This is a genomic window from Hyalangium ruber, assembly GCF_034259325.1.
GTDB lineage: Bacteria > Myxococcota > Myxococcia > Myxococcales > Myxococcaceae > Hyalangium_A > Hyalangium_A rubrum.
Genome location: NZ_JAXIVS010000013.1, coordinates 322,764 through 338,152 on the forward strand (window position 1 = coordinate 322,764; position 15,389 = coordinate 338,152).

A 15,389-nucleotide genomic window follows, 5' to 3' on the forward strand; every position below is an offset into this window, starting at 1 on the left:
AGGCCCTACCGTTTCTTCGCCGGCGAGCCATTCTGGGCCACCGCGGCCTTTACGAGTGCCTTGAACGCGCGCGCGTCGACCTTCTCCCCTTCTCGGATGTCGATCGCCCTTCGCGTGTTGCCTTCCAAGCTGGAATTGAAGAGGCGCGATGGGTCTGGGAGCCCGGCCCCCCGGGCGAACGTAAGCTTCACGACCTTCGTGTACGCCTCCCCGGTGCAGACAATCCCGTGGTGCGACCAGACCGGAGTGCCCCACTTCCACTCCTCGGTCATCTCGGGGTCGGCGTCCAGGATCAGTGCCCGCATGCGGGCCAGGGTCTCCCCGCGCCATCCCCCCAGCTCGAGGATCCGCTGGTCGATGAGCTGGGAAGCGGATTGCCCGGTCGCGCCTGCCTTCGGCGGGGACTTGGACCGGGTGGCCGACTTGCGTGGCTTGCTTGGGCGCGACGTGCTCTTGGCCTTCGGCTTCGCCTTACCTGTCGTGCGCACGGAACCCGCTGGCGCCTTCATGAGGATCTCCTCCTGGGTTGAGCATAGAGAATCGGAAGCGTTCCAGGCCGACTCAGCGCGGGGTGATCTTGAGCAGCTTGCCGTTGGTGGCGTCGGTGAGCAGGTAGAGCGCTCCCTCGGGGCCCTGCACCACCTCACGGATGCGCGCGCGCAAGTCCGTGAGCAGCCGCTCCTCGCCCACCACGCGGTCATTCCTCATCATCAGCCGCACCAGCGCCTGGCCGGACAAGCTTCCAATGAAGACATTGTCGCGCCACTCGGGGAAGAGCTCCCCGGTGTAGATGGTCATCCCCGAGGGCGAGATCACCGGATCCCAGTAGTACACGGGCTGCTCCATGCCCGGGCCCTGCGGGCTCTCGTGGATGGGCGCGCCCGAGTACTCCTCGCCATAGCCGATGGTGGGCCAGCCATAGTCCTTCCCCGCCTCGGGGCGGTTGAGCTCGTCTCCCCCGCGCGGCCCCATCTCCACCGTCCACAGCCGCTGCTGGCGGTCGAGCGCCGCCGCCAGGATGTTGCGGTGCCCCACCGACCAGATCTCCGGCTTGGCTCCTGCGGTGTTCACATACGGGTTGTCCTGCGGCACCGAGCCGTCGGGGTTGATGCGGACGACCTTGCCGAAATGGCTCCGCACATCGCGCGCCTGCACCCTGCCCTCGAGGATGGACCGCTCGCCCAGCGTGACGAACAGCTTACCGTCGGGGGTGAACACCAACCGCCCTCCCGCATGCAGGGTCGACTCGAGCGTGGGCATCATGCGGAAGATGACCTGCACGCCCTCCACGCGCGGCTGCGCACCCTCCACGAGCTTGGCGCGTGCCACCGCCAGACCATTGCCGCCCTGGCGTGGCTCGTAATAGGTCCAGTAGATGAGGCTGCTCTGGGCGTAGTCGGGGCCCACCTCCACGTCGAGCAGACCGCCTTGTCCACGGCCGTCCACGGACGGCAGTCCCGCGACGGCGGGAGACTTCGCGCCCTGGGGCGTGACGATGTAGAGCGCGCCGGTGGGCTTCTCCGTCACCAGCATGCGCTGGTCGGGGAGGAATGCGATGGCCCAGGGATTCCTGAAGCCCAAGGCGATCTCGGTGACCTGCAAGGCCGTCTTCGTCTGGATGGCCGGAGCGCGCGTCTGACCGGCGAAGGCCGGCTGAAACTCGGGCACGTTGGGAGGGCCCGTTGGGACAGGGGGGCCGCTGGGAAGCGCGTCGTCGGGCGGCACCGGGTCCTCGGGGGTTTGCGGCTTGTCATCCGAGGGATTGGGGGTCTTGCCGCTACAACTCCACAGGAGGGCGGCGAGCAAGAGGGTCATCGACAAGGTTCGCATGGGACTCGCTCCAAGACAGGGACTGAAAGGGGCACCGCGTTGGAGGCAGATAAACAAGGTGGGAGAGGCGCGCCATCAGAATGATCTGGCGGTGTCCGCTATGAACGTGAAGTACGAGCATCGCGAGAATGCCCCCGCGGCTCTGACGACTCAGGGGAACAGACGGCGCCACTGGCTGTACAGTGTCGCCGCGGGACGGGGGCGCAGCTGGGCCCGGTGGAGCGGGGCTAACGACGCCTCCCATGAAGGGGCTCGCGCGGGATCGAATACGCCGCTGTAGCCCCCCACCACGGAGCGCACGAGCGGGACGCCGTACTCGCGTGAGCGGGCCGCGCCCATGGCCAGCGTCATGCGGTGCATGACAGCGCTGTGGAACCAGCTCTCGTTCCCGGCGTTGAGCAGCACCGTGGGCTGGGGACCGGGCTGGATCAGCTCGGTGAAGGCGACCTCGTAGCAGAGCAGAGGGTGCAGGGTGACGCCGCTGACCTCGGGGGCAGTCTGGGGCTGAGGCCACAGGGCCACGTCCGTCTTGAGGGTGTTGACGCCGAGCGCTCCGAAGAGCTGGCGGAAGGGCTCACCGGGCAGGTACTCCGAGAACGGGACACGCTTCTGCTTGTAGTAGACGGGCCTGCCGCTCGGCAGCTCGACGAGGGCGTTGTACCGGCCCAAGGGTGCCGCGAGCAGCGCACCGGCGAAGACCTTGCCGCCGCGCAGGGCCAGGGTTGATCCAAGTGGGGCAAGCGTCGCCTCACCGTCGCGGATGACGGACTCGGGCCAGAACGTCCAGTCGGCCTGGGCCTCCCGGGTGGCCATGACGTAGCGGGAGAGCAGGCCGAGATCATCCCGCGCGCTGTCGCTCACCTGGTTCGGCTCGACGCTGACGATCGCGACCTGGAGGGTCTGGGGAGGTGGGCTCGGAGCGGGGCTCGCCGGGAACAGGAGGGCCATGCAGAACACGGCCACGGAGGCCAGCGCGTGCTGAGGAGCCCTCGGGGTCTGGCTCCAGAGCCCCAGGCACGCGGCGATGTGGAGCAGGAGCAATCCCGAGCCCCAGGCCCCCAGCAAGCTCAGCCAGTCACCGAAGGGACCCAAGGCCAGCCAGTAGCCGTGGTGCAGCCAGGGAAAGCCAAGCCAGGCGTCGTGGATGAGCGCCTGAGCCAGCAGCAATCCCGGCGCGTGCAGAAAGAGCCAACGGGAGGTGGCACCGCGTGGCAGGAACCCTGTCACGAGGCCCCACAAGCCGTATGGCAGCGCGATCAGCAGCAGGAACCCACCCACCACGGCGGCGCCGACGATGCGCTCGCCGAGCGTGAGCACGTAGAGCACATCGGTGAGCCAGTACAGGCTGGTGGCCGCGAGGAGCACGCCGAACACGGCACCCGCGAGCCCCGCCGCGCGCGGTGTCTCGCTGCGGCTCAGGGCGCGGAAGTAACAAGCGAACCCGCCCACGAGGCCGAGCAAGTTGGCGGGGAAGACGAGGATCAGGTGGGCGGAGAGCCCCACCAGCAAGGCACCCGCCCCCGCCCACAGGCAGTTCCGTCCAACAGAAGGGAGCGCCTGTGGGCTCATCCGCCGGTCCTAACAGCCGGGCTTCACCCGCAGCCAGCGGCCATAGTGGTCCGAGTGGGTGAAGAAGGGCCACTTGGGCTGGTTGCTATCGAGCGTTCGCCACGCGGGAGCCCATCCACTGTACGAGATACTGGTCGGCATGCACGAGCCGAAGGCAGACGGCTTCCCTACCAGCACGGTGTCGAAGTCGCCCACGGCGCCAGTGGCCATGCCATTCGGGCCGGTGTCGACAGAGGTGCCGGTCCAGTTGGACCGGAAGCCCGGGGTCTCCCAGCCGCCCATGGTGCCGCCCCCGAGCCGGTAGTCATAAGGCTCGTAGAAGGAGGCCTGCGCGTTGGCCTGGCCGAGGAGCTGGTAGCCCTTGGAGTAGCTGTTGTTGCTGGCGAAGTCGGCGTTGAAGTCCCCGCTGAAGAGGACGAGCGCGGGCGGATAGCTGGCCTTGTTGGCGTGTACCCGGTCGCGAATGTAGGCCAGCGATTGCACCATGTTGGAGATGCGCGAGGTGTCGGAGGTGGCATCCCCATCGAGGTGGCTGTTGCTGCCATAGGTGAAGTGCGTATTGAAGACGTAGTAGTAGCGGCCCTCCTTGGCGAAGATCGCGCCCCACACGCCCTTCTCCTTGTGTACGTCGGCGCCGTTCACCGTGGTGAACGCCTGGAACGTGAGCTCCCGGACCAGCGTGGTGCCGCTCTTGTAGAAGATCACCAGGCCGCTGCAGTCGTTCTCGATGGCGCCCTCGCCGGAGTCGTCACAGTAGAAGCCGCTGGGCGTCAGCATGCTGTAGCCGCGGGCAGCCAGGTCCGCCTTGGGACCGTCCTGGATGATGTCGTCGTAGTCCCAGGCCTCTTGGTACAGCAGCACGTCGGCGCACTTGCTCACCTTGCCGAGGCTCTGCTCCATCTCGTCGCCGAAGTCGGTGATGAAGGGCACGTTGTGGAAGATGTTGTAGGAGGCCACCGAGAAGAACCCGGCGTCGTTACACGTCTCGTTGAGCTGCCAGGAGCGGGTGATGGAGGGGTTGAAGTACTCGAACTCGGTCGCGGCGTCGAACCACTCCTTGGGGTGGTTCGAGTAATAGGCGTCGAACGCGGGTGTGCCCTCGGCCTGCGCCTGGCTGGCGAACATCAGCACCAGCGCGGCGGCAAGCACGCTGTGGCTCCACTGCCTCTTGCGACACTCCATCGGCTGGCTCCTTCGTGACGACGGTAGGGATTACCGCAGGCGGTACTTCTCGAAGAGGGGCGGATCGAGCTCGGCCATCCGCTGGCGGCGCTGCTCCGGGGTGAGTCCCTCGCGGGAGAGCTGCTCCAGCAGCTGATCGCGCTCCTGGTTGAAGGCGCGCAGGCGCTCGCTCCGGTCCTGTTGCTCACGCTGGTGCTCCAGGTAGCGCTGGGCGACCTCGGTGCCCGCGTAGCGCTCGAGCACAGCCCGCTGCTGTTCAGGGCCCAGGGGGCCGGCGGTCTCCTGGATCCGCAGCGCATGCTTCGCCAACTCCACCGGCTCCACCACGGAGGCGAGCCGTACCCCGTGCTCGCGCTCGATGCGCTGGAGCGTGCTCTCGTAGGCAGCGAGCTTCTGCTCGGCGGAGGCGCGCGCGTCGCGCAGCAGGTCGTCCACCTCGAAGGGCAGCAGGAGCACCTCGTCCGCGAGCCCGAAGAGGTGCCGGTCGAGCTCTGGCCCGACGATGGCGCGGCGGGCCTCCCGGAAGCGCCCGTAGGCGGCGCGGAAGGCCTCGTCCCGAGCGGCGGCGGGGTCCGCGACGACGAGCCGCTCATAGGCGGCATCCACCTGCTCCAGCATCTCCCAGAACCGAGCCTGGGAGGTGTCCTCCGGCAGGCCCAGCCGCTCCTTCAAGTGCGAGAACAGGAGCTCACGGCACACGCCCGCACTCGCATGGCGCTGGACCAGCCCGCAGCGCTTCGCGAGGAGGCTGCGCAAGATGCGGCCAGGAGCCAGGGCGAAGTCTCCATGCGCGGCGGCGCGCTCGTAGGCCTGACCCAGTGCGAGCTGGGCCTTGGCCGCCAGCAGCTGGGCCTTGATCTCCTCCGCCTCGGGGAGCACGGCCTCCGCCCCGCCGCTCGCGGCTGGCAGTGCGCCCGGCGAGGCCGCAAGCGAGGCGGATGCACCTGGAGAGACGCTGGCGAGCGGCGCAGGGGCTTCGGAAGGGGCGAGAGACCTCCAGACCCCGAGGCCCAGGAGCGCGATCGCCACCAGGATTCCAGGGACTCTCATTACGGCACGAACGAGTTGCTCGAGACCTTGTGTCCGCTCAATTCCTCGTCCGTGAAATACAGGCTCGGTGCCTTGTTCCGCCGCCAGAGCTCAATTTCGTCCGCGTGGTGGGTGCTCTGCGGATCGAAGACCTGCCCACCCGGCAGCGCGTTCCACGCTCGCGGCCCTTCGGGGGTCATCTCCACCACCAGCCGCTGTACCGGGCCGTTCTCGTAGGAGAACTTCTCCGCGTTCGACATCCCAAAGTTCGAGGCATCCACCCCGAAGTTGTCACCTGGACGCGGGTACCCGGTCGGGAACATCGCGGAACCGGGCGCGGGGAGCGTCACCGCGCTCTCACCGGTGGTTGACGGAACCAGCGACGCCAGCGTGAGCGTGTGCAGTTTGCCCCACCGCCACTGCTCCGGGTCCGCCCCGAGCCGATCCCGCAGGTAACCTGCTCCCAGCATCATCGCGACCGCGATGCGCTCATCCCGAGTCTCGGCCACATTCGTCGTCGAGAGGTCGTCCCACAGCACCGTATCGCCCCGCGTGGCGTTGTACGTCGCCAACCGGGTCGGCTCCAGGATGGCGAACTGCAGCGTCCTCGCCAGCTTCCCGCTGTCCGGACGCCGCCCGATGGCAGCGATCTCATCATCGAATGCGAGCTTCACGAGCCGCAGCATCGAGGCATTGAACAGCGCCGTCGCGATGGAGTCCGAGACCTCCGCCGCGGCCGGCTCGCCGTCCCCGATGTTCACGCCCGGTGGCGTCTCGTACGTCCACGCCGCCAGCCGGTTCGCTACCTGCCTGAGCGTGTCCAGCTCCGCCGCCGAGGTCCGCTGGACCAGCCCCGCCAGGTCGGGGTGCGTGCCCGGCTGAGACCGCTCCTCCTGCACCCGCCGCGCCGCGGCCACGAACTTCGGCGCCAGCAGGGCCCCCAGCGGCGAGCGGTGGTCGCCTTGAACGGAGATCATGTCCTGCGGCGTCACCCCTCCCCTGTCCGCGAGCGACTGGAGCCTCTCGGTGATCCGGGAGATGCGGTGGCCGAGATCGTAGTCCCACCCGAGGTAGCGCGCGTCGTTGAACGGGTTGCCGTCCTTCGTCGTGCCCACGAGATCATTGTTGGCCGTGGCGATGAAACCCTTCGCCGGGTTCGCGTCCTGCGGAAGGTCGCGGTCCTCCACGTCTCCCATCCACTCGTAGCTCCCGTCGCCCGGCAGCACCATCGCGGGTGACAGCCCTGTCTGCGTCACCGCGTCATACGTCAGCGCCCGAGGATCCCGCACTGGCAGCCGGGACTGGGTCGACCAGAAGATCTCCCCTTCCCGCGTCGCCACCACGAAGCTCTGCGCGCCCACCTTGAACTTCGTGAGCGCCGCGCGCGCCTCCGCTGCGTTCGTCGCCGTGTTCAGCCCCAGGAAGGCCGCGATCTCGTTCGACACCTCGTCACCCGTCCACCGCACGGACAGCGCGCTGCTCGCCGTCCGCGGGACCACTGCGCCGCCCTCGATCTTCGGAAGGATGATTCCGTGGTGCGGGACGTTCTCCAGCTTGAGCACCACGTCCGGCTTGCCCGAGACCTTGATCGTCTCCGTGATGATCTCGATCGGCACCTGCTGGCCCTTGAAGCGCACCGTGGCCGGCGCCCCGTTCGTCCCCTCCGTGATCGTCTCCTCGTACACGTCCGTCACGTCGTGGTTCGCCGTCGTGCTCCCCCACGCAATGCGGTCATTGAACCCCAGCATGACGCCGGGCACGCCGACCAGCGAGATGCCCTCGGCGTCCAGGTTTCCTCCCGCCTTCTTCGTGTTCAGATGCGAGTACCAGAAGAGCGGAGGGCTGGGCAGCGACAGGTGGGGATCATTGGCCAGCAGCGGCGCCCCCGAGGCCGTCTTCGCCCCCGACACCACCCAGTTGTTCGCGCCCCGGCTCTCGTCGCCGAGCACCCCTCGCAGCCGCCTCGCCGCGTCGAAGAACCCCTGCGCATTCGAGAGCACCGTGCTACTCGGCAGCATTGCCTGTGACAGGCCCCTCTGGTGGGCCTTCGCTCCTCTTGTCAGGCTCTCCGCGCTCCGTCCCTCGGACGAGAGCCCCTCCCGCGTGAACACCTCGCGCGCCGGGGCGAACGACCAGAGATCGCGGAAGATCCCCGCGCGCGGATTTCCCTGGGGGAAGGCCGCGGCCGAAGCAGCCATCGCCTGGGTCAGCGCGACGTCAGCCTCCGCCGAGTACGACAGTGCGTAGGACAGATACCGCCCGATGGCCAGAGAGTCCTGGGGTGTCCAATCGGTGAAGGCCGCGGGGTTGCTCACCAGGGACTCCAGCAGCTCCGCGCCCTGGGGCAGCTTCGACGTCCCGCTGCGCACCTCCGCGATGTACACGTTCACGCCCGCGGCGAACCCGTCGAGCACGGCCTTCTCCGGCGCGTCCGCGGGGAGAGAGGCGTAGATCCGATCGGCTACGCGCTTGTAGCCGATCACCCGCGCGGCGACGTCACCCTCCAACGCGGACGCAGACACGGTGCCCAGAAGCTCGGCCATGCGCCCGGTGACGTTCCGCTTGAGGATCTCCATCTGCGGGAACCGGTCGCGCGCCATGAGGTAGCCCTGCATCAGCGCCGCGTCGTGCTGCGACGACGCGTAGATGTGCGGCATCGCGCGATCATCCACGATGACCTCCACCGGCCCCTTGAGCCCGGGCAACTTCGTGCCCTTGGGTGTCTCCTCGTCGGGTGTCTCCTCGTCGGGCGTCTCCTCGTCGGGCGTCTCCTCGATAGGGGGAGGCGCGGGGGAGTCGGAGCTGCAGCCGCTCGCGCCTCCGAGCAAGGCCAGTACCACCAGACCAACCGAAGACAGCGAAGCAAGGTGTCGCACGAGAATCTCCGCGCCAAGGGGGATGCGAAGCTAGCACAGCCGCGTGACTCACCTGAGCTACTGCCGCGACAACGCCTGGTAGACCTGGGCGGGGCACTGATCGATGGTCTCGTCGTCAAGGTCCCAGAACTGGGAGGTGCAGATGCCGATCAGCTTCGAGCCTGGGTCCACCCAGAACCGGGAGCTGAAGATCCCCACCCAGAAGTAGGTGCCCACCGGGCCGAGGGCTTTCGCTCGCGCGGGGTCATCATTGACGGCGAATCCCAGGCCGAAGCCCGAGTCAAAGAAGTTGGCTCGCAAGCGGCCAATCTGGTTGGTCGTCATCAGGTCCACGGAGGCGGGTGACAGGAGGCGCTGGTCCTTGTGTCCCCCCTTGTTGGCGATCATCCGCAAGAAGATGGCGTAGTCACTCACCGTGGAGAGCAAGCCTCCGCCGCCGGAGACGTACGTCCGCGGCCCGGCCGTCTGCACATCCGACGCGTACACGGCATCCCCGTCGCTCAAATTCCTGCCCGTGACAGGTACGCGCTCCAGCGTTCTCTCCGGACCGAGGCGGTAGAGCACGGCCACCTCGTCAACACGGTTCTCGGGGGGATAGAAGAAGGTGTCCTGCATGCCGAGCGGCTCGAAGATGCGCTCCTCCAGGAACTTGTCGAGCGGCCTGCCCGAGACGGCTTCGATGACGCGGCCGAGGATGTCCGTACTCAGGCTATAGGTGTAGTGCTCGCCCGGCTCGTGGAGCAGCGGCAACGCGGCGAGTTTCTGGGACTGCTCCGCGAGCGTGCCCTCCGTGTGGCCGACACCATCACTGACGCCGGCCCGTGCGTAGATATCCGCCAGGGGTGGGCCCATGAAGCGGTAGCTCAAGCCCGAGGTGTGCGTCAGGAGGCTCCGGACGGTCAGCGGCTGCCGGGCGGGGCGCGTACTGTAGCTTCCATCGGGGGAGACCTCGCCCAGCACGGTGGGGTGAGCCCACTCGGGCAGGTACCTGCCCAGCGGGGCGTCGAGGTCGATCTTCCCCTCTTCCACGAGCATCATCACCGCGGTGCTGGTGATGGGCTTGGTCATCGAGGCGATGCGGATCAGCGTCTTCTCATCAAAGGACCGGCCGCGCTCACGTTCCATGGAGCCGAAGGTCTCCAGATAGCGCTCACTGCCGTCGAGCCGCTCCACGAACACGAGGGCGCCAGGAAGCTTCTGCCTGGCCACGGCCTGGCGGAAGAAATCACCGACAGGGGCCAGCTTCTGGGCCAGCGGACCGTGGGACTTCGAAGCTTCCTGGACCTGGCCACCGCGCGGTGATGCGCAGGACAGGACCACCAGCAATGAAAACGGCAGGGACAAGCATCGGCGCATGAGACTCCGCTCCAGGTGAGTGTTGCGCATAAGTAAGGATAGGGGCTCGAGCGTGCGTCGGCGTCACGAATGCCGCGTCGCGACTCTGGCCAGGGGAAGCAGTGTCGATTGTAGCGCCACCGTTCGTCGCTCGGTGCTCGGTCCCTGCCAGGCCAGGCGCATCCCTACACGCCCGGAGGCACCCTCGCGCTGAGCAAAAGAGAGGTCACCATGTCTGTCTGTTTTCAATGCGGAGTGGAGAACGCCCCCGGTTCACGCTTCTGTAGCCAGTGCGGCCAGGCCCTCAGCCCAAGCCTCCCCGAGCCGCCGGAGGCGCCGTCGGCCTTCAGCCAACCCGCCCCGGTGGGAGGGCCGCCAGTGGTGGCAACCCCGTTCACCCCTATTCCGGTGTCCTCCTCTTATGACAAGGCGGCGGTGGACCCGGCCGTGAAAGCCCTCGTCATCATTGGCACGCTGTTCGTGCCGCTGCTGGGAATCATCCTGGGCGCCATCTACCTGGCCTCGGGGTCTCCTGAGAAGCAGGCGGTGGGGCGCCTATGGCTCATCGTCGGGACCTCCTTGATCGGCCTGTACCTGCTCTGCGTGGCCGCGGGGGCATGACCATGGCGGGCACGAAAGGCCTCACGGTCAATGCGGTCCACCTCGGTCCGGAGGCCAGCCAGGCCTTCGAGGCCGCCTGTGGAACACTTTTGGGGAGCGGTGATTATTGGTACGACCCGCTCTCGGGCCTCTGGGGGGCGTGGGGAGGACCGGCCTTCCCCCGGCCGATCGCTCCAGGGCTGAGGCTGGGGGGGCCCCTGCCGTTCAACGCCTCGGGAGGACAGACGGCTGTCGTGGTCAACGGGCGGGCGCTCCACCCCACCGAGTTCATGCAGCTCATCGCCACATACGGCGATGCGGTTCCCGGGCGTTATTGGCTGAATGCCCATGGGGACATCTTCGCCCAGAACGGGCTGTTCCTGTTCAACGTCCAGGGGACACCCCAACGCGCGCCCGCTCCCGTGCTCCCGGAAACACGCTCTGACTCGGAGCAAGGCGCCCTCGCGCAGGGAATGGAGGAGCTGAGAAAGCAGCTCCGCGAGCTTGGGGATGCGGGACAGCTGAGCCCGGATCGCCAACAGGTGCTCGCGTCGGTGGTGGAGGAGGCCCAGCACAGGCTCCTCACCCCTTCCAGCGATCCCCAGGCCAGCCTGCGGCACATGCGTACGCTCCTCGAGCGTGTCACCTCGTTGGACTCGCACAGCCATCCGGGCCCCCCCACTCCCCGCAGGCTCACGCGCCGAGCGCCTCTCCGCCGTGGCAGCCGAACTCCGGCGCCATCTGACCGTGGAGCTGGTGGATGCCCGGGCGTCGCCCGAGGACAAGCAGGAGCTGATGAACCTCTACACGCGCGTGGGCCACGCCGACGCGGCGCTCCACTCGCCGCGCATGAGCGATGACCGCGCGGCGCTCGCCTACGAGCGCGAGGTGCTTCGCCGGCTCGCCTTGGACGTGCGCACGTACGTGCTGCGGACCCACCTCATGATCGCGGAGCCCTTCTGGGACTCGCCTCCCAAGCCGAGGGATCCCAACACGGTGTGCTTCTCGGGCGGCGCGGACGTGCTCCGGCTGATCCAACCGGTCTGTGCCGAGCGTGGGCTGAAGCTCTTCCCCTTCGCCAGCAACCAGGACTCCGGCCAGGAGCGATGGAACCAGCTCTGTGCCAGCAACATCGCCATCTTCGATCTGACGGTACCGCCCGGGCCGGAGCTGGCCTCCGTCTGCTACGACCTCGGTCTGGCGTTCGCCCTGGGCCGTCCTGCTCTCATCGTGGCCACGCTCGGGCAGCGGCTCCCCTTCGATGTGGATGTCCCTCCCGTCGAACTTCGGGGGGATGGCGGGGACATCCGCCGTCTGGGCGAGGCGCTGGATGAGAGGCTCTACGGCCAGCAGCGAAACGTCGGGCAGAGCGCCATCCAGGGGACGGTGGCCTACGCGTTGCGGCGGCTCGGCCAGGGACGTGGCGACTGGCGGACGCTGGGAAGGCTGCACGCGCTCGGCGAGCAGCAGAACCCCGGTGCCCTGGAAGCCCGCGGCCTCCTGGAGACAGTCCTGGAGCACTCCCGCGAAGGGGCGCTCCGACTCATCCACCCTGCCTGGGTGGGGCGCTATCCCTCGCCCGGAGAGCGCCGCTGCTTCCACGTCATGCCCTTTCGCGAGCACTGGTCCGCTGACGCCATGCGGCTCACCGAGCAGGAGTGCCAACAGCGGGGTGTCCAGTACATCCGAGGCGATCGCGTCCAGGATCCGCGCATCAACCACTCCATCTGGGAGGAACTCTGTCGGGCCTCCCACGTGGTCGTGGATCTGACGGGCTACAACGCCAACGTGGCACTGGAGCTGGGCCTGGCCGATGCCCTGGGACGCCACGCCCTGATCGTCGGACAGGGCGATACCGTGGAGCGGCTCTTCCCTGCCCTGGCCAAGAGACGCGTGCATCCCTACGCCCTCGCGAACGGGGACGCGCGGATCCACGAGCTGCTGGCCACATTCCTGAGCCCGAGCCGGGACGAAAGCCTGGAGGGCCCGCTGAGCCTCGGGTGAGCGTCGCAGACGGATGCCGTGGGCTCGCGTCACATCCGGCTGGGATCGACTCCTTCAACGGGGGGACGTGTGTCCTCGCACCGAACCCCTCCGCAAGGAGAGCCCCATGCCTCGTCATCGCGCAGCAGCCCTCTGGAACCTCCCGTGGGAGGCATGCCTGCCCATCTGTCGAATGGTCGCTCGACACCTGGGATGGCGAATCACGAGCGAGAGCTCGACCTGGGTGGCCTTCGTGGAGGAGCGCCAGAACGTGTCCCTGACCGCTCCGGTCACGGTGACCGTCATGTTCTTTGGCACGGGGCCCATGACCACGCGGCTCGTCCTCGATGTCTCCAGCATGGGACCGCTCCAGTCGAGCTACGTGAAGCAACAGGCGGACAGGGTGGGCCAGCTGCTCGAACAGACCGCCGCCCGGTTGCCCGGGCGCAAGGTCGCATCCCGAGGCCAGGTTCCGCTGCCACAAGGGCCCTGCTCCCGGAGCTTCGTCGTCAACGGGGTGCGCTTGAGCGATGCCCAGCTACAGGCGCTGGAGCGCACCTACCACACGCGATTCCAGAATGGGCGCTACTGGTACGACCACTCCTCGGGAGCCTGGGGAGTCGAGGGAGGGCCTGGGGTTGGAGTCATCCCCGCGGATCTCCCGATCGGTGGGCCGCTGCGCGCGGATGCCTCGAACGGAGATACCGGCTTCTTCGTCAATGGCCGTGAACTGCACTCAGCGGATGTCGCGGGACTCAAGCGCATCTGGCCGGCGGTGTTCCCTGGGCGCTACTGGATCGACGCGCGGACGAACTACGGCATCGAAGGTGGCCAGCTGCTCGGCAACCTTCAGGCGCAGTTGCAGGCGCGAGTGCAGGCACAGGCCATGTCGCTGGCAGGGGGTGGGGTCGGCGGGCCGTGGAGCGTCTCCTCGGGCGGAACAACCGTGGGCGGAGACGGACAGGGCTTCATGTACGCCTCGGTGAGCGGCTCCTCCAACATGTGGTTCAGCAGCTAGCCCATGCCCTTCCACGAGTCTGTCTGTCTGCTGCGATTCGGCTCGGATGGGTCCGTCAGCCAGAGCCTAGGAGACGAGGCGCCCCGCGCGGGCGAGCCGGAGCAAGCCGGCGCGGACGTCGGACCACTGACGCATCAGCGCCTCGGACGGCTCGCCGATTCTGCTCGCCGTGTCGAGCAGCGGGAACATCGAGGCCGGTGCGCCCGGGCTGGGCGAGTGATCGACCGTCGGGAGGATCGTGGTCATCCCGGCATGGGCCTGGCGCTCGACGCGCACGACGCCGTCGGGCCAGCGCTCGACGAGGGCATTGACGACGGTCGCGACCGCAGCCTCGGGTAGCCGCTGCTCGGTTGCCTCGGCCCACCGCACCAGGACTGCAAGCCCGCGCAGCACGTCGTAGAAGTAGAAGCGCGGGAACGTGAGTGCGCGCCAGGCCACCGCCGCGCCGCGTTCCTCGGCGTTGTGCAGGGTCCGCGAGCCGTGGATGAGGGCACGATCGATCATGAAGCCCCCGACGCGAGCGACGAAGGCGCGCTGCTCGCTCGTCCCGCCTCCGCCGAGCAGCATGGCCTCGAGCGGCGCGACAGTTCCGACCATCGAGCTCGGGCACTCGCCGGTCTGGAGGTATGCGGTGGTGTCGCAATTAAGGCCGCCATCGGCCATCTGGTACCGCACGAACCAGGGCCTGACCCAGGGCAGCGCACGCTCGACGTCGATGCCGCACGCGGCCAGCACCGGGTACATCGTGCCGAGGGCGCAATGACAAGCACTGTCGCGCTGCAGGTCGGCGCCCGGGGCATCGCTCGGGTGGATCGGGAAGAAGTGCAAGAGGCGATCGACCCTGGCGGCTAATGCCTTGGAGGCGCGCGCCGGGATTTGGCGTGCTTCGCCAAGTTCGTGGAGCAGCAACATGTGCCACCATGGGGAGTGCCACTTGGGCCAGTACGGATCGAGCTCAACGCTGCGCTGCGCGGCATCCGAACCGAGGTAGGCGACGGAATCGGCAATCCCACGCTCGACTTCAGCGCTGCGGAGCGGAGTGGGACTGGGAACGGCGGCAAGCTTCTCGAGGTCGATCATCATCCGCGACTCTGGCCCGGGAAGTCTCACAGATCTAGCGCCAGGGTAACCTCGGGCTGCGTCTGGCGTTCTGACCCTGGCCGGCGCGGGGGTGGCCTTGCGCGACGCGAGGCGCGGAAGTACAGCAAGTCCCCATGGCACTCTCCGCGACCATGTACCACGTGCAGGTGAACCTCTCGGACGTGGATCGCGGCGTGTATCAGCCCCTCGATCTGCGCCTGGCACGCCACCCGTCCGAGAGCATGCGCTACCTGCTCACGCGCACCCTGGCCTACTGCCTCTCCTATGAGGAAGGGATCTCCTTCAGCAAGGGCGGTATCTCCTCCACCGACGAGGCGCCCATCTCCGTGCGCGATCCCACCGGAGTGCTGCTCGCCTGGATCGACATCGGGTCCCCGTCCGCCGAGCGTCTGCACAAAGCATCCAAGGCAGCCCGCCAGGCCTGATTCATAGTCAGGGGCTGCGGAGACCAGAAGGTGAGCGGGGTCGGGCACTTGTGCTGGAGGAGGCCTGTCCTGGTGCTCACCGCTCGATGGTGTGCCGGATCCTGATCGCGCCCCTTGGGTGTCGTTGGAGGTAGGCGAGCAGGCATCCTACCTGTCCGGTTCCCTGTAGGGAACAGGTGAGTTACAGCGCCCCGGGGAAGAAGGCGGAGGGATGGAGCAGGCGAGCCCCATCCCCCCAAGTGGCTTCCGCTGGAAGAAGGCGCAGGAGCCGGGAGCAGTGGAGCATGAGAGGAGTGCCAGGACAACGGCGGCGAGCGCTGCGCTGGGCCGAGTTGGAGTGGAGCCAGCAGTTGGTGGACCCGAGGCAGGCGCGAGGCAAGAGGTACGAGCACCACGGGCTGCTGATGCTGCTGGTGGCGGCGTTCGCCTGTGGGCTGAAGA

The 15,389-nt window shown here is 67.8% G+C and carries 12 protein-coding genes; 4 read left to right on the plus strand and 8 right to left on the minus strand.

Translation table 11 applies throughout. The features are described 5' to 3' along the window. Positions 1–5 precede the first annotated feature (5 nt). The 7 genes from SYV04_RS32620 to SYV04_RS32650 form a co-directional block, all read right to left on the minus strand. Positions 6–509 carry a DUF1801 domain-containing protein gene (locus tag SYV04_RS32620; RefSeq protein ID WP_321549885.1) on the minus strand — a complete coding sequence of 168 codons (504 nt, stop codon included), beginning with the start codon at positions 507–509 and terminating at the stop codon, positions 6–8. 52 nt (positions 510–561) lie between these two features. Continuing rightward, the gene (locus SYV04_RS32625; protein WP_321549886.1) at positions 562–1,830 is read right to left on the minus strand and encodes a PQQ-dependent sugar dehydrogenase; all 1,269 of its coding nucleotides are present in this window, start codon (positions 1,828–1,830) and stop codon (positions 562–564) included. 150 nt (positions 1,831–1,980) lie between these two features. Then, positions 1,981–3,399 carry an apolipoprotein N-acyltransferase gene (locus SYV04_RS32630; protein ID WP_321549887.1) on the minus strand — a complete coding sequence of 473 codons (1,419 nt, stop codon included), beginning with the start codon at positions 3,397–3,399 and terminating at the stop codon, positions 1,981–1,983. 9 nt (positions 3,400–3,408) lie between these two features. Then, positions 3,409–4,581, minus strand: coding sequence for an exonuclease/endonuclease/phosphatase family protein (locus SYV04_RS32635; RefSeq protein ID WP_321549888.1), 1,173 nt, complete (start codon positions 4,579–4,581; stop codon positions 3,409–3,411). 30 nt (positions 4,582–4,611) lie between these two features. Further along, positions 4,612–5,460 carry a lipase secretion chaperone gene (locus SYV04_RS32640; protein WP_321549889.1) on the minus strand — a complete coding sequence of 283 codons (849 nt, stop codon included), beginning with the start codon at positions 5,458–5,460 and terminating at the stop codon, positions 4,612–4,614. A 170-nt stretch (positions 5,461–5,630) separates the two neighbouring features. Further along, positions 5,631–8,486 carry a penicillin acylase family protein gene (locus SYV04_RS32645; RefSeq protein ID WP_321549890.1) on the minus strand — a complete coding sequence of 952 codons (2,856 nt, stop codon included), beginning with the start codon at positions 8,484–8,486 and terminating at the stop codon, positions 5,631–5,633. Between the two features lie 57 nt (positions 8,487–8,543). Then, positions 8,544–9,842, minus strand: coding sequence for a serine hydrolase domain-containing protein (locus tag SYV04_RS32650; RefSeq protein WP_321549891.1), 1,299 nt, complete (start codon positions 9,840–9,842; stop codon positions 8,544–8,546). 360 nt (positions 9,843–10,202) lie between these two features. Between SYV04_RS32650 and SYV04_RS32655 the strand changes: the two genes are divergently transcribed. The 3 genes from SYV04_RS32655 to SYV04_RS32665 all read left to right on the plus strand — a co-directional run bounded on the left by SYV04_RS32655 (position 10,203) and on the right by SYV04_RS32665 (position 13,422). Next, positions 10,203–10,442: a hypothetical protein gene (locus tag SYV04_RS32655; protein WP_321549892.1), complete on the plus strand. Its 240-nt coding sequence runs from the start codon at positions 10,203–10,205 to the stop codon at positions 10,440–10,442. A 696-nt stretch (positions 10,443–11,138) separates the two neighbouring features. Continuing rightward, positions 11,139–12,425, plus strand: a complete 1,287-nt coding sequence (locus SYV04_RS32660) for a hypothetical protein (protein ID WP_321549893.1) — start codon at positions 11,139–11,141, stop codon at positions 12,423–12,425. Positions 12,426–12,531: 106 nt separating this feature from the next. Further along, positions 12,532–13,422: a hypothetical protein gene (locus SYV04_RS32665; RefSeq protein WP_321549894.1), complete on the plus strand. Its 891-nt coding sequence runs from the start codon at positions 12,532–12,534 to the stop codon at positions 13,420–13,422. A 66-nt stretch (positions 13,423–13,488) separates the two neighbouring features. Here the strand turns inward: SYV04_RS32665 and SYV04_RS32670 are convergent, their stop codons facing one another. Further along, a complete protein-coding gene (locus tag SYV04_RS32670) occupies positions 13,489–14,505 on the minus strand; it encodes a hypothetical protein (protein ID WP_321549895.1) in 1,017 nt (338 codons plus the stop codon). Positions 14,506–14,636: 131 nt separating this feature from the next. Between SYV04_RS32670 and SYV04_RS32675 the strand changes: the two genes are divergently transcribed. Continuing rightward, positions 14,637–14,948 (plus strand): YaeQ family protein, encoded by a 312-nt coding sequence (locus SYV04_RS32675; RefSeq protein WP_321549896.1) that lies wholly within the window; start codon positions 14,637–14,639, stop codon positions 14,946–14,948. Positions 14,949–15,389: the final 441 nt, after the last annotated feature.